Source organism: Halomonas saccharevitans, from assembly GCF_032333995.1.
Lineage (GTDB): Bacteria > Pseudomonadota > Gammaproteobacteria > Pseudomonadales > Halomonadaceae > Halomonas > Halomonas saccharevitans.
The window spans coordinates 37,932-58,796 of record NZ_JAVXUR010000007.1 but is presented as its reverse complement, the minus strand read 5'-3'; the positions used below and the strand labels follow the sequence as shown (position 1 = coordinate 58,796).

21 protein-coding genes and 1 tRNA gene are annotated in these 20,865 nt (G+C 66.8%); 11 read left to right on the top strand and 11 right to left on the bottom strand.

Annotated features, from left to right (window positions below; translation table 11 throughout):
* Window positions 1-138 precede the first annotated feature (138 nt).
* Window positions 139-1,470, top strand: coding sequence for a sulfite oxidase (locus RSO68_RS15045; RefSeq protein WP_089849650.1), 1,332 nt, complete (start codon window positions 139-141; stop codon window positions 1,468-1,470).
* 9 nt (window positions 1,471-1,479) lie between these two features.
* On the top strand, window positions 1,480-1,875 hold the full coding sequence (locus RSO68_RS15040; RefSeq protein WP_315587175.1) for a hypothetical protein: 396 nt from the start codon (window positions 1,480-1,482) through the stop codon (window positions 1,873-1,875).
* 186 nt (window positions 1,876-2,061) lie between these two features.
* On the opposite strand, the gene RSO68_RS15035 is transcribed toward RSO68_RS15040, so the two are convergent.
* The 8 genes from RSO68_RS15035 to RSO68_RS15000 form a co-directional block, all read right to left on the bottom strand.
* Window positions 2,062-3,057 (bottom strand): zinc-dependent alcohol dehydrogenase family protein, encoded by a 996-nt coding sequence (locus RSO68_RS15035; protein ID WP_089849646.1) that lies wholly within the window; start codon window positions 3,055-3,057, stop codon window positions 2,062-2,064.
* Window positions 3,058-3,149: 92 nt separating this feature from the next.
* Window positions 3,150-3,941 (bottom strand): DUF2797 domain-containing protein, encoded by a 792-nt coding sequence (locus RSO68_RS15030; protein ID WP_089849680.1) that lies wholly within the window; start codon window positions 3,939-3,941, stop codon window positions 3,150-3,152.
* A 43-nt stretch (window positions 3,942-3,984) separates the two neighbouring features.
* Entirely contained in the window at window positions 3,985-4,269 is a 285-nt protein-coding gene (locus RSO68_RS15025; RefSeq protein WP_089849644.1) for a YeaC family protein, read from the bottom strand.
* Between the two features lie 55 nt (window positions 4,270-4,324).
* On the bottom strand, window positions 4,325-5,176 hold the full coding sequence (locus RSO68_RS15020) for a rhomboid family intramembrane serine protease (protein WP_089849642.1): 852 nt from the start codon (window positions 5,174-5,176) through the stop codon (window positions 4,325-4,327).
* Between the two features lie 223 nt (window positions 5,177-5,399).
* Window positions 5,400-6,440, bottom strand: coding sequence for a metallophosphoesterase (locus tag RSO68_RS15015; protein WP_089849640.1), 1,041 nt, complete (start codon window positions 6,438-6,440; stop codon window positions 5,400-5,402).
* 7 nt (window positions 6,441-6,447) lie between these two features.
* Window positions 6,448-7,329 (bottom strand): NAD(+) kinase, encoded by an 882-nt coding sequence (locus tag RSO68_RS15010; RefSeq protein WP_089849638.1) that lies wholly within the window; start codon window positions 7,327-7,329, stop codon window positions 6,448-6,450.
* Window positions 7,330-7,392: 63 nt separating this feature from the next.
* Window positions 7,393-8,262, bottom strand: a complete 870-nt coding sequence (locus tag RSO68_RS15005) for an EamA family transporter (RefSeq protein ID WP_315587174.1) — start codon at window positions 8,260-8,262, stop codon at window positions 7,393-7,395.
* 75 nt (window positions 8,263-8,337) lie between these two features.
* Window positions 8,338-8,901, bottom strand: a complete 564-nt coding sequence (locus RSO68_RS15000) for a YqaE/Pmp3 family membrane protein (RefSeq protein ID WP_315587173.1) — start codon at window positions 8,899-8,901, stop codon at window positions 8,338-8,340.
* 272 nt (window positions 8,902-9,173) lie between these two features.
* Here RSO68_RS15000 and RSO68_RS14995 point away from each other — a divergent pair, with 272 nt between their 5' ends.
* The 6 genes from RSO68_RS14995 (at window position 9,174) to putP (ending at window position 16,477) form a co-directional block, all read left to right on the top strand.
* Window positions 9,174-9,581, top strand: coding sequence for a CBS domain-containing protein (locus RSO68_RS14995; RefSeq protein ID WP_089849633.1), 408 nt, complete (start codon window positions 9,174-9,176; stop codon window positions 9,579-9,581).
* A gap of 411 nt (window positions 9,582-9,992) precedes the next feature.
* A tRNA-Gly gene (locus RSO68_RS14990) sits at window positions 9,993-10,066 on the top strand.
* A 103-nt stretch (window positions 10,067-10,169) separates the two neighbouring features.
* On the top strand, window positions 10,170-10,535 hold the full coding sequence (locus tag RSO68_RS14985; protein ID WP_089849631.1) for a hypothetical protein: 366 nt from the start codon (window positions 10,170-10,172) through the stop codon (window positions 10,533-10,535).
* A 71-nt stretch (window positions 10,536-10,606) separates the two neighbouring features.
* A complete protein-coding gene (locus RSO68_RS14980; RefSeq protein ID WP_315587172.1) occupies window positions 10,607-11,443 on the top strand; it encodes an AraC family transcriptional regulator in 837 nt (278 codons plus the stop codon).
* A gap of 174 nt (window positions 11,444-11,617) precedes the next feature.
* Complete coding sequence (putA, locus tag RSO68_RS14975; RefSeq protein ID WP_315587171.1) at window positions 11,618-14,809, top strand: bifunctional proline dehydrogenase/L-glutamate gamma-semialdehyde dehydrogenase PutA; 3,192 nt, start codon at window positions 11,618-11,620, stop codon at window positions 14,807-14,809.
* A gap of 177 nt (window positions 14,810-14,986) precedes the next feature.
* The gene (gene putP, locus RSO68_RS14970) at window positions 14,987-16,477 is read left to right on the top strand and encodes a sodium/proline symporter PutP (RefSeq protein WP_089849625.1); all 1,491 of its coding nucleotides are present in this window, start codon (window positions 14,987-14,989) and stop codon (window positions 16,475-16,477) included.
* A 122-nt stretch (window positions 16,478-16,599) separates the two neighbouring features.
* Here the strand turns inward: putP and RSO68_RS14965 are convergent, their stop codons facing one another.
* Window positions 16,600-16,908 (bottom strand): hypothetical protein, encoded by a 309-nt coding sequence (locus RSO68_RS14965; protein WP_315587170.1) that lies wholly within the window; start codon window positions 16,906-16,908, stop codon window positions 16,600-16,602.
* Between the two features lie 264 nt (window positions 16,909-17,172).
* Between RSO68_RS14965 and RSO68_RS14960 the strand changes: the two genes are divergently transcribed.
* Both RSO68_RS14960 and RSO68_RS14955 read left to right on the top strand, forming a co-directional pair.
* Entirely contained in the window at window positions 17,173-17,763 is a 591-nt protein-coding gene (locus RSO68_RS14960; protein WP_315587169.1) for an OmpW/AlkL family protein, read from the top strand.
* Window positions 17,764-17,961: 198 nt separating this feature from the next.
* Window positions 17,962-18,588, top strand: coding sequence for an OmpW/AlkL family protein (locus RSO68_RS14955; protein ID WP_315587168.1), 627 nt, complete (start codon window positions 17,962-17,964; stop codon window positions 18,586-18,588).
* Between the two features lie 87 nt (window positions 18,589-18,675).
* Here the strand turns inward: RSO68_RS14955 and RSO68_RS14950 are convergent, their stop codons facing one another.
* A complete protein-coding gene (locus tag RSO68_RS14950; protein WP_315587167.1) occupies window positions 18,676-19,176 on the bottom strand; it encodes a gamma-glutamylcyclotransferase family protein in 501 nt (166 codons plus the stop codon).
* A 9-nt stretch (window positions 19,177-19,185) separates the two neighbouring features.
* On the bottom strand, window positions 19,186-19,518 hold the full coding sequence (locus RSO68_RS14945) for a YqcC family protein (RefSeq protein WP_315587166.1): 333 nt from the start codon (window positions 19,516-19,518) through the stop codon (window positions 19,186-19,188).
* A 297-nt stretch (window positions 19,519-19,815) separates the two neighbouring features.
* On the opposite strand from RSO68_RS14945, the gene RSO68_RS14940 reads away from it, so the two are divergent.
* Window positions 19,816-20,841, top strand: a complete 1,026-nt coding sequence (locus RSO68_RS14940) for a DUF3549 family protein (protein WP_315587165.1) — start codon at window positions 19,816-19,818, stop codon at window positions 20,839-20,841.
* Window positions 20,842-20,865 lie beyond the last annotated feature (24 nt).

Genomic DNA, 20,865 nt, shown 5'->3' with positions numbered 1-20,865 from the left:
CATGCTACCAGAGCCGCGGCCTTCGCACCGCCGTCCAGCCTGCGCCGGGGGTGCTACGCTTGAGGGTGGCAGCACAATCACAACAAGACCCGGCCGAGCGCCTGCCAGCCGCCCGCCGGGCATGCCAGGAGCCACGTCATGACCAGACAGCCCCCCGATACCAGGACGCGCGGCATTCACGAGCTCTACGCCGAGGACCCCGAGGCAGCGGATCGCAAGCTCTGGGATCGCGAAGTCGATCCCGTCACCCGCCGCGGTTTCCTGAAACGCTCGAGCCTGCTCGCCATGGCCGCCGCCGTGGGGGGAACGATCCCCTTCGCCGATCGCATGCCCGGCGGCCTGATTCCCGCCGCCCTGGCGCAGAGCGATGCCCCCTTCACCCTTAAGGGCAAGGAGGGCCTGACCGTCCTCAACGACCGCCCTATCAACGCCGAGACGCCGCCCCACCTCCTCGACGACGACATCACCCCCGGGAGGGTCATGTTCGTGCGCAACAACGGCATCCCGCCGGCCCTGGAGAACATCGACGCCGATACCTGGCAGCTGGAGATCGGCGGAGAGTCCTGCGAGAACCCCCAGAGCTTCTCGATCGCCGAGCTGAAGGAGCGCTTCGAGCATCACACCTACCAGCTGCAGGTGGAGTGCGGCGGCAACGGGCGCAGCGAGTACGTGCCCTCGGCGAGCGGCAACCAGTGGACCACCGGCGCGGTGGCCTGTCCGACCTTCACCGGGGTGCGCCTGCGCGACGTGCTCGAGGCCTGCGGCATCAAGGACGACGCCGTCTATACCGGCTACTACGGCGCCGATGCCCATGCCAGCGGCGACCCCAACAAGGATCCGATCTCCCGAGGCGTCCCCATGGAGAAGGCCCTGGAAGACGAGTCGCTGATCGCCTGGGCGATGAACGGCGAGGACATCCCCTACCTCAACGGCTATCCCCTGCGCGTGGTCTGCGGCGGCTGGCCGGGGTCGGTCTCAGGCAAGTGGCTGCAGCGCATCGTGATCCGCAACCAGAAGCACGACGGCACCAAGATGGGCGCGCCCTCCTACAGCGTGCCCGAGCATCCGGTCGCACCGGGCAGCCAGGTGCCCCTGGAGGACTTCGTCACCATCCAGTCGATGCCGGTCAAGTCGCTGGTGACCTACCCCCGCTCCGGGATCGATCACGCCCTCGGCGAGGCCATGACGGTACGCGGCCATGCCTGGGCCGGCGACCTGGCCGTCAAGGAGGTGCATGTCTCGATCGACTTCGGGGCGACCTGGCATAAGGCCGAGCTGAAGGATCCGCCCAACCGGTTGGCCTGGCAGCGCTGGACGACCCGGGTGGAGTTCCCAGAGCCCGGCTATTTCGAGGTCTGGGCCAAGGCCACCGATGAGAACGGTCGCTCACAGCCCATGGTGGTGCCGGGCTGGAACCCCAAGGGATACCTCAACAACGCCTGCCATCGCATCGCGGTCCAGGTGGCCTAGGAGGTCGTCATGAAACGCTTGCAAGTGCTGGCCATGACCACCCTGGGCGTCGCCTTGATCTGCCTGCCGCTGGCGGCAGGCGCCCAGGAGGGGGAGGCCCCGCCCAAGGACCCGGAGACCGGCCTGATCAAGGCGGAGGGATGGGAGACGGTGCGCAGCAACTGCACGGCCTGCCACTCGGCCAGGCTGGTCACCCAGAACAGCGGCTCGCGCAACCACTGGCAGTATCTGATCCGCTGGATGCAGGACACCCAGGGGCTCTGGGAATTCGATGCCGAGACCGAGTCGACCATCCTCGATTACCTGGCGGAGCACTACGGGCCCAAGGAGGGTGCGCGTCGCCCGCCGATCCCCCGGGCGATGATGCCGGACAATCCCTACTCGACGATGGCCGAGTCGAGCTGAACCGGCGCGCTGCTCGCCATCACAGGCCCCTCGCGAGGGGCCTTTCTTGTGTGGGGAAGCGGCTCGCCTGCGACGACCAGGTTCGAGATCGAATTCGAGGTCAGCGTCAGACTCGGAATCGGAGAGGACGGAGGAGGCACCAGGTTCCGGGTCGGACGAAGCGCCAGGCTCGATATCAGCCCTGGCTCAGGGAATCAGCACCGCCGCGCCGGAGAGTCGCCCCTCGCGCAGGTCCTCGAGCGCCTGATTCGCCTCTTCCAGGGGATAGGCGCGCGTCTCGGTGCGAATCGGCACCTCGGGCGCGAGCGCCAGGAACTCCTCGCCGTCCCGGCGGGTGAGGTTGGCCACCGACTTCAGGCTGCGCTCCTCCCAGAGCAGGCGGTAGGGAAAGGCGGGAATGTCGGACATATGGATGCCCCCGGAGACCACCGTCCCGCCGGGGCGCACCGCGGCCAGCGCCGTGGGGATGAGCGCGCCCACCGGAGCGAAGAGCAACGCGGCATCCAGCGGCTCGGGCGGGGCCTCGTCGCTGCCGCCGGCCCAGACGGCGCCGAGGCGACGAGCGAACGCCTGGGCCTGGGTATCGCCGGGCCGGGTGAAGGCGTAGACCGACTGCCCACGGGCGACGGCGAGCTGGGCGAGGATATGTGCCGCGGCGCCGAAGCCGTAGAGGCCGAGGCGCCGGTTCGTCTCGCCACCGGCCAGCCGCCAGGTGCGATAGCCGATCAGCCCGGCGCAGAGCAGGGGTGCGGCGGCCTGGGCATCCTCGGCCGGCAGGGGAAAGCAGTAGCGGGCATCGGCCACGCAGTACTCCGCGTAGCCGCCGTCGCGGGTGTAGCCGGTGAACTCGGCGCGCTCACAGAGGTTCTCGCGTCCGGCGCGGCAGGGATCGCACTCGCCGCAGGTCCAGCCCAGCCACGGCACGCCGACCCGCTGTCCGATCGCCAGATCGGTCACGCCCTCCCCGCGCGCCGCCACCTCGCCGACGATCTCATGCCCGGGGATCAGCGGCAGCCGGGGCTCGGCGAGCTCGCCGTCGAGCACGTGGAGGTCGGTGCGACACACCCCGCAGGCCAGCACCCTGACCCGCACCTCGCCGGGGCCAGGCTCTGGCAGCGGCAGGCGCTCCAGGCGAAGCGGCTGGCCGGCGGCGTGCAGCCGCATGGCACGCATCTCGCTCATCGGGCTATTCTCCACGGGCTCTTCTCCACGGGCTCTCCTCCTCAGGCGAAGGGATGGCTCAGGGATTCGCTGTCCGAAGAATAGCCCAGGGCTCAGGCGGCGACCCGGACCTCGTAGCCGGTAAACTTGCGCAGGTTGATCACGCCGCTGTCCAGTATCAGGTACTGCCCCTTGATGCCCAGCAGGGTACCGTCGACGCGGGGGTTCTTGTCGAGGTTGTGGGAGACCACCTTGGTGGGGAACTCCAGCACCGGGTACTCGAAGCTCAGCGGCGAGGTGTCGAGGACCCGGATGGCGTCGGCGCCGAAACGCTCGCGCAGGTTATCGAGGCCGCTGCCCAGGCGCTCCAGCAGGCGATCGCGCTCGGCGGCGAGGTCGAGGCGCTCGGTGCTGCCCTTGAGCATGGCCCGCCAGTTGGTGCGATCCGAGACCTGCTCCTTGAACAGCACCTCGACGAAGCCCGACTGCTGACGAGTATCGACCTCGAGGATCGGCAGGGCCTGCACCGCCCCCTGGTCGAGCCAGCGCGTCGGCATCTGGCTGGCCCGGGTGATGCCGACCTTGAGCCCCGAGGCGTTGGCCAGGTAGACCACATGGGGCTGGAAGCAGTGGCGCTCGCCCCAGTCAGGCTCGCGGCAGGTGCCCTCGAAGAAGTGGCAGAGCTCCGGCTTCATGATGCAGGTGTCGCACTGGGCAAGCTTCTTGAAGCAGGGGTAACAGTGCCCCTGGGCGAAGCTCTTCCTGGTGGCCCGGCCGCAGTGAGTGCAGGCGATGGCGCCAGTCCACTCGAGGCTCAGCGGCTTGCCGAGGCAGGCGTTGAGCGCGAGACGCTCCTCGCCGGCGCGCAGCACGTAGCGGGCCGGCGCGCCGGGCTCGATGGCCATCTTGCTCAGGCAGCCCTGGTGCACCTGAGCGGCGTCGATCGACTCAGTCACCGCCGACGTCCCGGGCCAGGCCGGCCAGTTCGGGAGGCACGTCGGCCCCGCTGCTGGCGCCGCCACAGGTGCGGCGCTGCAGGTAGCCGACCCGCTGCTCCTCGGGTACCCGGTTCTCCGCCTCGTAGCGCATCACCGCCTCCAGGCAAAGCTCGGTCTGCTCGGCGGTGAGCATCCGGCCATCGGGCCATTTACGCAGCGACACGGCCTGCTTGAGGCTCTCGTAGATGGACGGGGTCATCTGCTGAATCATGCGATCGAAGGACATTTCGCTCATGACGGACTCTCTCAGAATGGGCGACCTAGGAGGCGCGGCCTTAGGGGGCTCGGCCTCAGGAGGGGCGGCGGGCACGGCCGGAATGATACCAGCCAAGCGCCAGCCCCACGACCAGCCCGCCGAGGTGCGCCTCGTTGGCCACGTTGCCGAATCCCACTGCGGCGGCCATGTCGGTCATGGCGAAGACCAGCCAGCCAAGCATGAAGACCACCAGCATCTGGGGCACGAAGAAGCCGCTGCGCGGCGCGCGCCGGGACATCAGCCAGACATAGCCCAGCAGCGCGAAGTCGACGCCGGACATGCCGCCGAACAGCACGGTGCCGGCGGCGTACTGGGCCAGGTTGGCGCCGATGCCGGCGACCAGGAGCAGCGTCAGCATGCGCCGGCTGCCCTGCAGCGCCTCGACCTGGCGGCCGAAGTACCAGAGCCAGAGCATGTTGAAGATCAGGTGCATCCAGCCGAAGTGCAGAAAGGCCGGCGACAGCAGCCGCCACACCTGCCCCGAGGCGAGGGTCTCGCCGAGATCGCCGAAGGCCAGCGCGCCCTTGACCACGACCACCGGCACGATGGTCAGCGCCGCGACCACGCGATCATCCAGCACGCCCATGATGGCGAAGACCACCAGGCAGAGCGCCAGGGTCAGCGAGGTCACCGGCACCTGCCTGAACGGCGCCAGCAGCTGGTCAGTCGGAACGCGCCCGGCCCGCGGCGCCTCAGGCATCAAGGACTCCCCTCGTCGCCAGCGCTCGATCAGCCCAAGCATCGCCTCGTGCTGCGCGGGGTCGACCAGCCACAGCACCTGCCCCTCGCCCTCCTCGGTGATCCGATGCCCGATACGGTGGGCCCATAGCGCCTGTCGCAACGCGCGGGTATCGACATCGTGGGGCAGCAGGATTACCCGGTACATGGTGTCTCCAGCGGTACGGTGTTCAGCGGCGCGTGCACTGACGGTGCGCTCATCAGGCGGTGAACGGTCGACCGTGACGACGCCGGCCAGTCATGCAAAGAAAAAGTCCGGCGGAGGGGGCCGCCGGACAAGAGCAAGGGATCATTCAAGGGAACACCTACTCTGATGGCGTCGGTCAACGAGAGTTCATCCCGATGACGCGCTTTTTGCGTAAAGAATTGTATCAATCGAAATCGATCTCCCAGGGCTGCGGTCGGGCCTCCTCCTCGCGGGGCACGCGGATCCACACGAAGTGGTTGGCATCGAGCCGCGACTCGCCGCTCCAGCGGTAGGCCACCAGGCGGCCGAACTTGACGGCGCTGTAGTCCAGGCAGGCGATATTGGCCGCCGGCAGGGCCGGAATCCCCTCGCACCAGTAGTGGCCGATGAACAGCGGCGGCTGCTCGGGTCCATAGTAGCTGAGCCGCGCGCGCTCCTCCTCGGTGAGCGCGCGGCGCTCCAGGTCGCCCGGCAGGTTGTCGGGCTGGAACACCACGTCGCCCCAGGTCCGCGGATGGTGCGCCCAGAAGTGGGCGCGGAAGCTGCGCCGGGTGAAACCATCCCCCGAGTGAATCGCCACGCCTTCGGGCAGAGGCACGTGGGTGCCGCGAGTCAGGCGGTCGAGGATCCGGAACTCGCGGGTTCCGGGTACCACCGAGGCGGCCAGGAAGTCCTCGTCGATGCGCCCGTCCGGATGGTCGCGGCGCAGCTCGTCGATCAGCGCCGGGTCCCAGCAGGCGTGCACCACCCTCAGGCCGTCGAGCTCGAGGAACAGGGGGATGTCCATGAACCAGGCCAGCGCCTCCTCCCACTCCTCGGGGTGGTCGCGATACTGCTCCAGGGTCTCCTCAATGATGCGGTTGTGCCGCGGCGTGTGCTCGCGCAGCCAGTCGCGGCCCATGCCGGCCGGCGCGCGGTGGCAGTAGGCCAGGGCGTTGAGCTCATGGTTGCCCATGACGATATGCGCCTCCCCCGCCTCGACCATGCGCCGAGCGATGGTGACGGCCAGGCGAATGCGCGGCCCCCGGTCGATCAGGTCGCCGAGGAAGATCACCTTGCGGCGAGGATGACGATAGACCCCGCCGCGCTGGTGGTAGCCGAGGCGTTCGAGCAGCGAGGCCAGGGTCGCCCCGCAGCCGTGCACGTCACCGATCAGGTCGTAGCCTTCTAGGGCACCCGACAGCGTACGTTGACGCGGGTGAGTCTCTGGAAGAGTGCCTTGCATGCTCACCTCAGTCGCCCAGGCGATTGCTCCAGCCCAGCTTGCTGCGCAGGACCTCGAAGAAGTTATGCCCCAGCGGATGGACCAGTTGGACCCGCCGCGGCTTGCGGCGGATCACCAGCACGTCGTCGGGCTTGGCCACCGCCCGCGTCTGGCCATCGCAGCTGATGTGCGGATAGGTCTGATTGGTCTCGCCGATATGGATGCGAATCTCGCTGGCGGCGTCGATGACGATGGGCCGACTCGACAGGGTATGCGGGAACATCGGCACCAGCGTGATGACGTCGAGCTTGGGGTGCATGATCGGCCCGCCGCCGGAGAGCGCATAGGCCGTGGAGCCGGTGGGCGTGGCGATGATCAGGCCGTCGCTACGCTGGCTGTAGACGAACTGGCCGTCGAGGAACAGCTCGAACTCGATCATGCGCACCGCCTTGCCCGGGTGCAGCACCACCTCGTTCAAGGCATCGCCGTTGCCGACCTGCACGCCGTCGCGGTAGAGCTCGGCATCCAGCAGGAAGCGCTCCTCCAGCTCATAGCGGCCCGCGAGGACCTCGCCGACCCGCGCCTCCAGCTCATCCGGAGAGATATCGGTGAGAAAGCCCAATCGCCCGCGGTTGACGCCCAGCACCAGGGTGCCGCTGTGGCAGAGGGTTCGCGCGGCGCCCAGCAGGCTGCCGTCGCCGCCGACCACGATCACCAGGTCACAGAGCTCCCCCAGCAGTCGGCGGCTGGCCTCGGGGTGTCCATGATCGAGCAGCACCGTGGCGGTCCGGTCCTCGATGATGACGTGATAGCCACCGTCCTCGAGAAAGCGGATCAGCCGCTTGAGGGTATCGACCACCTTGGCGCTTCCCAGACGACCGATCAGACCGATGTTCTTGAAAGTTGGCATGCACGGGCCTCTCGCTTCGCGGCCGCTCATTATGGCGATTGGCCACGGGGCGAGCAAACGCCCTCAGGCCGCGCTCAGGCGCCGGCGTTTCAGCCACCACTCATTGAGCCACAGCGAGCCGACGATGATCGCCCCGCCCATGACCAGGCGCGTGAGGTCGGCATCGCGATTCCAGATCAGCAGGTTGACCAGCAGCCCCGCGGGGATCAGCAGATTGTTCATGATGGCGAGCGCGCCGGCATCCACGCGAGTAGCCCCGAGGTTCCACAGGAAATAGCCGAGCCCCGAGGCCGCCAGGCCCAGCCACAGCAGCACGCCCCACTGAACGCCGGTGGTAGGCAGGCCCGCGGTGTTACCCAGCAGCGCGAAGGCCGGCACGGCCACCGCCAGGGCACCCAGGTAGAACCAGGCGAAGACGCTGTGGCGGGGCAGCGAATCCGGCAGGCTCGCCGACAGCCGGCGATAGCCCACCTGCCCCAGAGCGAAGCAGAGGTTGGCCCCCTGGACGACCAGAAAGCCCGACCAGAAGCCGCTGTCGAGCCCTTGGTAGCGAATCACCGCCGCGCCCAGCACTGCCAGCGACGCGGTCACCAGATAGAAGGGGGTGAAGCGGCCGAACAGGGCGTCGTCGAGCAGCGCGATGTAGAGCGGCGTGAAGATGGTGAAGAGCAGCACTTCCGGCACGGAGAGCAACAGGAAGGACTGATAGAAGAAGATGTACATCACGCCCAGCTGCAGCGCGCCCAGCCCCATGAGGGCCAGGCGCTGGCCGCCGCGCAGCAGCGAGGGGCGCAGAAAGGGCAGGAAGACCAGCGTCGCCAGGCCGATGCGCATCAGCACGGAGAAGTAACTGTCCACCTGACCGGCCAGATAGACGCCGATCAGCGAGAACGAGAATGCCCAGAGGACGGTGACGCCGACGAGAAGGCCCAAGGTAAACTCCTGGAAAATGAGTAGTTGACGGAGATTATACCCGCCCCGCTCACCCAGCCAAGGCCCCACGCCGCGTCAGGGCGACGGTCGACGCAACCACCAGAACGCATAGGCCACGCCGGGCAGCCAGCCGAGCAGGGTCAGCGCCAGGCTGAGCACCACGCGAGTCGCTCCGCCTCGCATGAGCCCCACGGCCAGCGGCGGCAGCAGCACGGCCAGGGCGTACAAAGCCACCGTGGGCCCGGCGGTGGGCGGCAGGTCCTGAGGCGGGGGCTCGGCGTGGCCCTGAACCTTACGCGCCCTTTGATCACCGCGAGGCGGCGCGCTTCCCAGCTCCTCGTCGACCTTGACGCGCTCGCCGGCGGCCGGCGTGAAGTGCCCGACGGCCGAGCTCGCCTCGTGGTCGAGCGCGCGACGGTGGGCCTCGTGATCGATCTTCTGCTCCAGCGTCTCGGCGCCATCGGCGAGCGTCTCGTGATAGCGCTCCCAATCCTCCCAGTCGAAGGGCGTGCCGGCGCGAGGCGGTTGCTCCCCCGCCTCGATAGCACGCGACCAGGCCTTCTCCTCCAGGGTGTTGGGGCGCTCCTGATCACGCCCCGTATCCAGCCCCTTGCGGGCCATGTACTCCCGAGCATCCATGATGCGACTCCCTCGGTCGGTCACCGCCGGCGACACCGACGGCTGGTGTGCATGAGTGTGCCATATTGGAGCCGGCAAGCGTTGTCGGGTTCCTGACCGAGCGCCGGACGCGGCGACGCACGCCGCCAGCGTTAACAGGCCCCTTCGCCGCGCGTGGGGGGTGTCGACTATGCTGGAGGCGAGACGAGGCAGCGCCACGAGTCGCCCTGGCCATCACCCCGGGTATCGCGGCGCCGTCCAGACCATGATTGCCCGGCACAAGGAGCTATGCCATGCCCAACAAGGCCCCCACGATCGTGCGTGAGATCATGTCCCGGGACTGCTACCGGGTCACCGGCCAGACCTCGGTCGCTACCCTGGCCGAGGGCCTCGCGCTACACCGCCTGCCCGGCGTGCCCGTGGTCGATGAGCGGGACCACTTGATCGGCTTCATCTCGGAGCAGGACGTGATGGGCAAGGTGCTGGAGAGCTCCTATCTCGGCGACGAGCCGCCGCTGGTTCGGGAGATGATGCGCAACGAGGTGCTCTCGGTGTCGCCCACCAAGAGCATCACCGATCTGGCTCAGGAGATGCTGGGTGCCAAGCCCAAGGTCTATCCGGTGGTCGAGCAGGGCCGGCTGGTGGGGATCGTCACCCGCCGCGACGTGCTGAGCGCATTGATCCGCATGCGCCACTCCTGATCCTCGACGACAGGACACCCGCCCTCGCCACTCGACCCCGCGCTGGGTGGCGAGGCCTGTTGGCTCGGGCCGACACGTGGCGGGTCAGGCCGGCTCAGGACAAAGCCCCAGCAGAACACCTGACATGCCCTAAAAGAAAAGCCGCCCCATGAACCATGGGGCGGCAAAGATCGATAATGCAAGCTAGGCAACAGTGTTAGCGACTGCTATCGCGTTGCTGCCTATGCAACATCTGACAGCGGTGAAGAGAAAAGTTCGGCAGAGCGCAAAAAAAACTCTGCTATGCCTTCCTGACACTCCCTGCCGACCGGCAAGGCACCGCGGAACAGCCACTTAGCGCGGATCCAAAAGAAAAAATCGGCGGCTCGCTTGCAAAGGCTAACCACTTGGTTTTACTATCCAAATCCCCTCGCGGGTGTAGCTCAATGGTAGAGCAGAAGCTTCCCAAGCTTAAGACGAGGGTTCGATTCCCTTCACCCGCTCCACGCCCCGGCGTGCCGCCTCAGCCCTTGAAGACATCCATCTACTGGATCCGCCGCACCTGCCGCTGAGCGATCGGTACCTGCTCGATTGCACGGAGCCGCGACCATGTCCATTTTCCTGCTGGTCCTCACCGTCTGCCTGGTCATCTTCGGCGGCATGATCGCCCTGATGATGCTCTCCGGCACCCCACGCTATCGCACGGAGCCCGAGCAGCTGATGGCGCTGTTCGACAAGGCGCTGGCGAGCAGCGTCAGCGAGACCGAGTGGAACACCATCATCGGCTACCCGATTCGCCACGACGACTACCTGGAGGGGATTCGCCGCCGGGCCGATCGACTGATGGACGAACATGGGCGGCACGGGCGCATGGCGCGCGGCAAGCCTCTGCTCGACGACGAGGGCCAGGAGGAGCTAGCGGCACTGCGTGATCACCTGGCGGCCCACACCGCCCTGCGCCGCCGCGAGGATTGACGCAAAGCGTTGAATCCTCGCCTGGTATACTGTGGTGTCATGCTGCTGACATGCCCCGCCGGAGGCCTCTCGTGACCAGTGCCATCCGCCAGATCCCCCTCGACACCGCGATTCACCACCACGCCCACGACTTTCACCAGATCGTGATCGGCCTGCGTGGCAAGGCGGAGTTCGAGATCGAGGGGCTGGGTGGATCCATCTCGGCCTTCTCCGGCTGCATCGTGCCGGCCAACCACCTGCACTACTACGCCGGCCACGGCGACAACCGCCAGCTGATTCTCGACCTGCCCCACGACGCCTTCGCCGTGACGGGCCACCAGCGCGACCTGATCCAGCTGTTCGACGCGCCGCGCTTCTTCTCCCTCGACCCCGCGCTGCGCCACTACCTGGATTTCCTGCTCCAGGAGCTGAGCCTGCTGACCCACGAGGGCAACCTTGCGCCGCTGCACAGCGAGCGACTGGCCGGCACCCTGCTAGGCTCCCTCCACGCGCGGCTGGCCAACGAGCCGGCCACGCCCGCGCGTCGACTCGACCTGACGGCCCTCGATCGCTTCATCGATCATCACCTGGGCGAGCGGCTGCGCGTCGCCGACCTGGCCGCCGAGGCCTGCCTCAGCGAGGCACACTTCAGCGAACGCTTCCGCCAGAGCACGGGGATGTCACCCTGGCAATACGTGATGCGCCGCCGACTGGATAGCGCTCGCCAGCTGGTGCAGCAGAGCCGGTTGCCGCTGTCGGAGATCGCCGCGCGAACGGGCTTCACCAGCCAGAGTGCCCTGTCGCGGGCCTGCCGGCAGGCCTTCGGGTATCCCCCCAGCCAGCTGCGTCGCGACCCGCGCGGTCAACTCGCCTCACCCGTCACCTCGCCGGCCCAAAGCGCAGCGGCCAGGACCCTTAGACCAAAGTAGAAATTTCAACCGTTTCACGGCCATAAACCGTGAAACCGTTAAATACTACCGAGAATTCGCCAAGCAGGACGACACTCGCGCTCCTACCCTCAACGCATCTCCCGCGCCGCCCGCGACAGCTCTCGGGCGGCCGGGCATCGCCCTCTGACGACGGCTTACACTCTGGGGAGTTAGATGCTAAACGCCAACAACATGCTGGCAGGTGAGACCTGGCAGCAGGACCTCGACACCCTCTTCGCCCGCATCAGTGATCACTATGCGGTCGACGAGGAAGCGTTCGTTCGCGAGCTGGTCGACCTGCTGTCCGCCGACGAGGCCGATTTCAAGCGCACCGCCCACCAGGCGGCGGAGCTGGTGCGAGAAGTCCGCGAGATGGACACCGCCGTGGACTCCATCGATGAGCTGCTTCAGCAGTACAGCCTGGACACCCACGAGGGCCTGATGCTGATGTGCCTGGCCGAAGCCATGCTGCGCATCCCCGACAAGGCCACCGCCGACGCCCTGATCGAGGACAAGCTGGGCCCGTCGGACTGGAAGTCACACCTGGGCCAGAGCGAGTCGTGGTTCGTCAATGCCTCGACCTGGGGCCTTTTGATGACCGGCCGCGTCATCAATCTGGACAAGCCCAAGGAAGGCAAGCCCGCGCACTTCATCAACAAGCTCGTCAATCGCATGGGCGAGCCGGTGATCCGCCGCGCCATGTACGAGGCGATGAAGATCATGGGCAAGCAGTTCGTGCTGGGGCGCGACATCGATGAGGCGCTCAAGCGCTCCAAGCCGCTGTTCGATAAGGGCTACACCTACTCCTACGACATGCTCGGCGAGGCCGCCCGCACCCGCGCGGACGCCAAGCGCTATTTCGAGTCCTACGCCGCCGCCATCAAGAGCGTCGGCAAGACCAGCAAGGCGCTCACGGCCAGCACGCCGTCGCCGTCGATCTCCATCAAGCTCTCGGCCCTGCACCCCCGCTACGAGTTCGGCCGCCGCGAGCAGGTGCTCGAGGAGCTGGTCGGCACCGTGCGCGAACTGGCCGCCATGGCCCGCGAGCGCGACGTCGCCATGACCATCGATGCCGAGGAAGTCGATCGCCTGGAGCTGTCGCTGGAGGTCTTCCGCGCCGTCTACGAGAGCGACACCTGCCGCGGCTGGGGGCACTTCGGCCTGGTCGTGCAGGCCTATGCCAAGCGCGCCCTGCCGGTGCTGCACTACCTCAACCGCCTGGCCGACCGCCAGGGCGACGAGATCCCCATGCGCCTGGTCAAGGGCGCCTACTGGGACACCGAGATCAAGGAATCCCAGCAGATCGGTGCCGACGGCTACCCGGTCTTCACCCGCAAGGCCAATACCGACGTCGCCTACCTGGCCTGCGTGAGCTTCCTGCTCTCGGACAACACCCGCGGGCGCATCTTCCCGCAGTTCGCGACGCACAACGCGCACACCATCAGCACCATCCTCGAGCTCGCCAACGAGGCCAGGCGCCCCTTCGAGTTCCAGCGCCTGCACGGCATGGGCGAGGCGCTCTATGACGCTGCCCTCAAGCGCGCGCCGAAGGGCACCTACTGCCGCATCTATGCGCCGGTGGGGGCTCACAAGGACCTGCTGCCCTACCTGGTGCGCCGCCTGCTCGAGAACGGCGCCAACTCCTCCTTCGTGCACCAGCTGGTCGACCCGCGGGTGCCGATCGAGTCGCTGTGCGTGCATCCGGTCGAGACGCTCAAGCAGTACAAGACCTATGCCAACCACCGGATCCCGCTGCCCAAGGACATCTATGGCCCGGCGCGGCAGAACTCCCGGGGCGTCAACCTGAACATCAACAGCCAGTACCGCCCGCTGATGGACGAGATGGCGACCTTCATGGATCGGGAGTACCACGCGCGGCCGCTGCTGGCCTTCGACGTCGCCGAGGACGCCGGCGCTCGCCACGACGTGCTCTGCCCCTTCGACCTCCGCGTCAGGGTCGGCAGCGTGCAGTGGACCTCCAGGGACCAGGCTGCCAGGGCCGTCGACGCCGCCTGGGCGGCCTTCCCGCGCTGGGACGCCACGCCGGTCGCCGAGCGCGCCGCCATCGTCAGCCGCCTGGGCGACCTGATGGAAGAGAACCTCGCCGAGCTGATGACGATGTGCTCCCGCGAGGGCGGCAAGCTCTTGACCGACGGGGTCGACGAGATCCGCGAGGCGGTGGACTTCTGCCGCTACTATGCGGTGCGCGCCGAGGAGCTCTTCGGCAACACGACCCGCCTGCCGGGGCCCACCGGTGAGTCCAACGAGCTGATGATGGGCGGCAAGGGCGTGTTCGCGGCGATCAGCCCCTGGAACTTCCCGATCGCGATCTTCTGCGGTCAGGTCGTGGCCGCCGCCGTCGCCGGCAACCCGGTGCTGGCCAAGCCCGCCGAGCAGACCTCGCTGGCCGCCAACCGCATCATCGAGCTGCTCCATGACGCCGGCATGCCGCGCGACGTGGTGCAGCTGCTGCCCGGCGACGGCCCCACCGTGGGCAGCGTGCTGAGCGGCGATCCGCGCATCACTGGGGTGGTCTTCACCGGCGGCACCGATACCGCCCAGATCATCAACCGTGCCCTGGCGGCTCGCGAGAACGCGCCCCTGCCGACGCTGATCGCCGAGACCGGCGGCATGAACGCCATGATCGTCGATTCCACCGCCCTGCCCGAGCAGGTGGTGGCCGACGTCATCCAGTCGGCCTTCCAGAGCGCCGGCCAGCGCTGCTCTGCCCTGCGCGTGCTCTACGTGCAGGACGACGTGGCCGACCGGGTCATCGAGATCCTCAAGGGCGCCATGGACGAGCTGCACGTGGGCGACCCGCGCCACCTGGGCACCGACGTGGGCCCGGTGATCGACGAGGACGCCCGCCGGGGCCTGATGGCGCATATCGACCGGCTCAAGGGCGAGGGTCGACTGGTCGCCGAGACGCGACTCGATCCGACCCACACCGCCAACGGCACCTTCGTCGCACCGGTGGCGTTCGAGATCGATGGCATCGAGGCCCTGGAGCGCGAGCAGTTCGGTCCCGTCCTGCACATCGTGCGCTACCGCGCCAGCGAGATCGATCGGGTGATCGACTCCATCAACGGCCGGGGCTATGGTCTGACCTTCGGCGTTCACAGCCGAAACCAGACCTTCGCCGACGAGATCGCACAGAAGATCCGTGCCGGCAACGTCTACATCAACCGCAATATCATCGGTGCGGTCGTGGGCGTACAGCCTTTCGGCGGACAAGGGCTCTCGGGCACCGGTCCCAAGGCCGGCGGTCCGCACTACCTGCTGCGTTTCGCCACCGAGAAGACCGTGACGGAAAACACTGCCGCCCTGGGTGGCAACGCGTCGCTGCTGGCGCTAGGCGACGAGTGATCCCCGCTCGTCATCACAACAAGACGGAAGGACCCTCTGATGATTAAAAGCAATGCCGCTACTGGCTTCATCTCCGTGCCCTGCCCGATCGCGATGCTCGCCATCGACGCGACGGCCTGAAGGCGCACTAACAACTTGTCGGTGCTACATCCGACCCAATAATTTGGAGAAGTTCATATGGCTATTGGCGTGTGGATCAGTCTATTTGCCTACTTTGCGCTCATGATCGCCATCGGCTTTTATGCGATGCGCAAATCCACTTCCACGTCTGAGGATTACATGCTGGGCGGCCGGGCCCTCAGCCCCCAGGTCGCCGCCCTGTCGGCGGGTGCGTCGGACATGAGCGGCTGGCTGCTGCTGGGCTTGCCAGGCGCCATGTTCGTGTCAGGGCTGGGGTCGGCCTGGATTGGCATCGGCCTGCTCGTGGGGGCGTTCTTCAACTGGACGCTGGTGGCACCGCGCCTTCGCGAACAGACGGTTCACTATGGTAACGCGATCACCATTCCGGAATTCCTGGCCAACCGGTTCCCGACTCGGGCCATGTCGCTGCGAACGGTATCCGCCATCGTTATCGTGGTCTTCTTCGCGGTCTACACGGCGTCGGGCCTGGTCGCGGGCGGCAAGCTGTTCGAAAGCGCGTTTTCCGGCGTTATCAACATCGGCGGCATGAGCGACTACGCTGCGGGCGTCGTCATCACACTGGGCGTGGTGCTGGCCTATACAGTCGTCGGCGGCTTTTTGGCCGTGAGCATGACGGACTTCGTGCAAGGCTGCATCATGATGCTGGCCCTGGTGATCATGCCGGCGGTGGTGCTCTTTGGCGAAGGTGGCGGCGGTTTCAACCAGGCGTCCCAGACGCTGAATGAAGTCGACCCCACGTTGCTCTCCTGGACGGAGGGGCTGACCATCGTCGGCTGGCTGTCGGCAGTGACCTGGGGGCTTGGGTATTTCGGGCAGCCGCACATCATCGTGCGCTTCATGGCCATCCGGACCCTGAAGGACGTCCCTGTTGCCCGTAACATCGGCATGAGCTGGATGCTCATCTCTCTGATCGGCGCAATCTCGCTGGGTGTGTTCGGGCGGGCCTATGCCGTCCGCAACGGCATGAATGTGGAAGATCCGGAAACGATCTTCATCATCCTGGCGGACCTGCTGTTCCACCCGCTGATCACCGGCTTCCTCTACGCGGCCCTGCTGGCGGCGATCATGAGCACCATTTCCAGCCAGCTGCTGGTGTCGTCTTCCTCACTGACCGAGGACTTCTACCGCCTGTTCCTGCGCAAGGAGGCCACGGACAAGGAGACCGTCACCATAGGCCGGATCAGTGTCGTCCTGGTGGGCCTGGTGGCAGCCGTCATTGCCTCCGATCCGGACTCCCAGGTTCTGGGCCTGGTCAGTAATGCCTGGGCAGGCTTCGGTGCGGCGTTCGGCCCGCTGATCATCCTGTCACTGATGTGGTCGCGCACCAACGGTGCCGGCGCCATCGCGGGCATGGTGGTCGGTGCCGTCACCGTCATGATCTGGATTTCACTGGGCTGGAACGCATCATTCCTGGGCGGACCCGGTGTGTACGAGATCATTCCCGGCTTCATCGCTGCCTTCGTTGCCATTATGGCGGTGAGCAGCGCGACGGCCGATGCCGGTGAGTATCAGCACATTACTCGCTAAAAGAGCGCGAATAACGCAATCCACGTAGTAAAAGGGCTCCCGCGGGAGCCTTACCCATCGATACGCCAGCGATGGGAGCACATGAAGAGAGCCGCCTTCGGGCGGCTTTTTTCGTCTCGGGTTCAGCGCCATGCCTCAAGGCAAACGATCACACTCGCGAATCCCCACAGGGTCCATCGGCTGAGCCCTGCGCCCGCCAGGCGCGAAAGTCCGCCTTCCCCCACCTCGAGGGCCATCGGCCGCACAAAAGCCGTCCCCAGCGCCCAGGCGCCGACCAGGATCAGTGGCAGGCGCCACGCCATCGGCAGAGCCTGGATGGGCTCGGGGCGAAGCAGCAGCCAGAGTGCCAGCAGCGCCGCCAGCAGCAGCGACAGCAGCGGATGGTCGAGGCGTCCGGCAAAATCGGCACTAACGAGAGGTCGGCCAGCCATGAGCGACTCCGGTGTCATCATCCCCCTTGAGTGAAGCCGAATTTCGGCGTGCTTTCGAGGCGCCGTGAAGGAAAAGTGAAAAAGTTATACAAGGGCTTTATTTATCGGCTATGGTAACTGCAAGTCTCGCAGAAAAATCCCCAAGACGCCTATCTCACCGGTAGCAAAATGCGACAAGACATTAACAAGATTCCTTCGCTACGCTAATAAGTGCCTTCTTCCCCACCACTCGCCCGAACGGTCGATGACACGAGGAACCCTCCCATGAATTCCAGACATCTGATCGCTATGGCCTCCCTCGCCACAACCGCCCTCGCCACCGCCCCGATCGCCGAGGCCTACCAGGTCGACGACACTGTCATGCGCGGAGGTATCGCCAAGGCCGAGGTTACCGACGACAGCGGCTCTCTCGACATTCTCGGGGAGCTAAAGGCCTTCGACCCGCGCAGCATGTCCTCCGGTGCGAGCTACCTGTTCAGCAACAGGCCGGGCATTGAACTCAACGGCATCGCGGCTTTCGGCAAGGCCGCGGGCAGCGTGGATCGCCTGCCCCTCAATCTAATGATCCACGTCTACCCGATGGGCGACAGCGGCTCGCTAATACAGCCCTACGTGGGGAGCGGTCTCGACTACACCCACATCTCCGAGGAAGAGCTCGAGGGGTTGGACGTCGATGAGCCCTACGGCCCGGCCGGCCAGGACGGTCTTGACATGGCGGTGACGAGCTATCTCTTGATCGGGGCCTTCGCCCGATATGCGATTACCGATGCCGAGGTCGGCGCCAGCGGCGCGGCTCCGGGCGAGGCCGATATCGACCCCATGATCCTCGGCGACGGCGCCACCTTCCGCTTCTGATCCGCCCCCATGCATGAAGGCCAAGACGTCACACCGCCGCGAGGGGCCTGAGTCTCAGAGTAAGCATGTCTTTACCTGCAGCCTCATAACGCACTACTCTTGCGCTGGATCAATATTCTCCAAAAAAGATGCCGATAGACTATTAGCATGATCCGATGCGGCAAGGCCGCCGCCCCCTCATCCATCAGGAGATGACCCATGCGCAAGAACGCCCTTTCCTCGCTGCTCGTGGCCGGCATTGCCGCCGCCGCCTTTACCACCAGCACCCAGGCCTTCGCCTACGGCGCCGGCGACTTCTTCACCCGCGTGGGCGTCGCCAAGGTCGAGCCCAAGAGCGATAACGGCACTATCGCCGATGGCGCTATCGAAGTAGACGTTCAAGATGACAGCGCCTTCGCCTTTACCCTGGGCTACCGCTTCACCGACAAGCTGGGCATCGAGCTGCTGGCCGCCGAGCCCTTCGATCATGACATCGAACTCAACGGTGCAAACGTTGCCGCCACCGATCACCTGCCGCCGACCCTGACCGTGCAGTACTACCCGCTGGGCGGTACCGACGCCCGCGTGCAGCCCTATGCCGGCATCGGCGTCAACTACACCATGTTCTCCGATGAGGAAATCGAAGGAGCAGATCTGGAACTGGATGACTCCTGGGGCGCGGCCGGCCAGGTGGGCGTCGACCTGCTGATCGACGACAACTGGGCGCTCAACGCCGCCGCCTGGTACCTGGATATCGACACCGACGCCAGCCTCAATGGCAACGACATCGGCGAAGTCGAGATCGACCCGGTGGTGGTGATGGCCGGCATCAGCTACCGCTTCTGATCTGATCGCCTCGACCGACACGACAAGGCCCGCCATCTGGCGGGCCTTGTTGCGTCTGGGCCGGATGAAACGGGGCGAAGCGAACGGCTAGCGCGGGGTATCCCGCGAGAGCCCGAGGGCGGCCAGGGTCGGTGCATCGAGGCCTGCCACCGCCTCCACCGCGGCGAGGCGGGCATGATAGTCGGGCGTCAGGAAGGGCTCACCGGCCAGCAGGTGCTCGAGGTACTCCCGAGCCGGACGCAGGGCCTCGGCGGTGGTGCCCGGCGCGGCCATGTAGACCCAGGCCTCGATCGTGCCCTCGCGGGTCGCGATCGGCAGGCGATGACGGCCGTACTCGTGGGGATAACCCTCGAAGGGGTCCATGTCGCGGATCTGCTCGGGGTGCGCGAGCTCGAACAGCGCGCCCTCTACCCGCTCACCACCCGACGGGGCCACGTTGGCATGGGCGATGCCCGCCACCCTCGAGGCCTTGTCGAAGCGCAGGCCATGATCGTGCAGCACGCCGGCAAGCGCCCGGCGGGTACGACCGATCCGGGCGGCGACCCGGGCGGCATTCATGTTACTGCCATAGGCAAAATAGAAGGGCATCGGGCGGCCTCAGTTCTCGGTGACCAGGCGATCGATCTCCTCGACCACGCGGCACATCAGCAGCCGGTCACTGGCGCGCGTGTCCTCCTGGGTCAGCCAGGCCTCCACCGCCGGCGCCACGTCACACTGGGCCGGCATCGGCGAGCGTGTCTCGACCAGCACCTCCAGGCGCGCGATGAAGACGAAACGCAGCCACTGGGGCAGCGTCATGGTATCGATGCAGAATGGCTGCACGCTCTCGAAGGCGTTCGCGTCAGGACGCTCCATGCGCCACAGGCTGGCGGCCTTCATGGTGGCCTCGAGCTCGCGCAGGGCGTCGCCGAGTTCATCGTGAACGGTCATGATCAATCTCTCCGGTACATTTGTCGCTATTATCCCCGCTTGGCCCCGTCACTGGCCACCCCGGCGGGTTGTCCACCGCTCGGAAGGCGACGCACGTCGATCTTGTGCACAATGCACAGATACCCTGAATGGGCCTGTGGATAAACGCTGGAAAGGTGCCCCTTGGCCAGGCCTCATGGGCCCTGACGCCGACTGATCAGGAAATGACCAGCACGGCGGCACCAATACGACGCCCCGGGACGGCTGACAGCACCCCGGCGCCGCGGTAGAGTGCACGGTTCGTGACCCGGAGACAGCATGCAACCGATCAACAGCCTTCACGACTTCTTTCAGCGCAGCGGCGCCGAGGTGCGACTCTATCACCTGGGGCGGCGCGTCGAGCCCTGCCCGCTCGACACCCTGGCCGCCTTCGAGGCCGGGGAGCTGGCCTGGCCGGCGCCATGGCAGGGCACCGCGCGCCTGGCCATGGTCTTCCGGGTCGGTGAGATGGACGACCCGCTGATCTGGTTCCTGGCCCTGCCGCTGGACGAGCAGGGCCACCTCAATCCGGCCCCGCGCGATGCCTTCGTGCAGCGCCTACTGGAGACTCTGGGTCGCAGCGTTCAGGGCCTGGGACGGGCCGAGGGCGAACGAATCGATAACCTGATGAAGGACAATCCGCTGGCCTTCACGCCCTCGCTGCCCTTCCGAGCCGTGCTGCATGCGCGCGCCAGTCGGGATGCCGGCCAGCCGGCCAGCGAGCACCTGGAACCCGCCGAGGCCTACCTGACCGGGCAGCAGGCGATCGACTGGCGCGCCCTGGGGCTGCAGGGGCTGGCCGACGCCGCGTTGCGCCTGGATGCCGCCACGAGCCAGGCTGTCGCCGCCCGCCTCGACGCCCTGCCCTGCGAGGTGTTGACCTCGCTGTGCTATTGCCTGGAACACGTGGCCATCGACGATGCCCTGGCAAGCGCGTTGCGGCGGCGGGGCGAGGCCGCTGGCGCCAGCGGCGATATCGAGACGTTCTGCGCCTGCGTGCGCGCCATGGGCGGCGCCTCGACGGAGCAGGCGGGCGCCTGGTTCGATGCCCTGCTCGACGATCCGGATGCCTGCGGCCCCGACCTGCTGGCGGCCATGGCCGGGCGGGGCTGGCACCACCTGGAAGACGCCGAGCGCCTGCCCCGCTTCCTCAGGCGACTGGCCGAAGCGCCCGGCACCGACTTCATGGCGGTGGCCCGTGACCTGGCCCTGATCCCGCGGCTGCGCCTGCCGCTGCTGATGACGCTGCGCGACGCCGAGGCGGATTCCGCCATTGGCCGGCGCCTGGCAGACCTGTCACGCTGAGCGCAGAGACCTGGGAGCGAGATG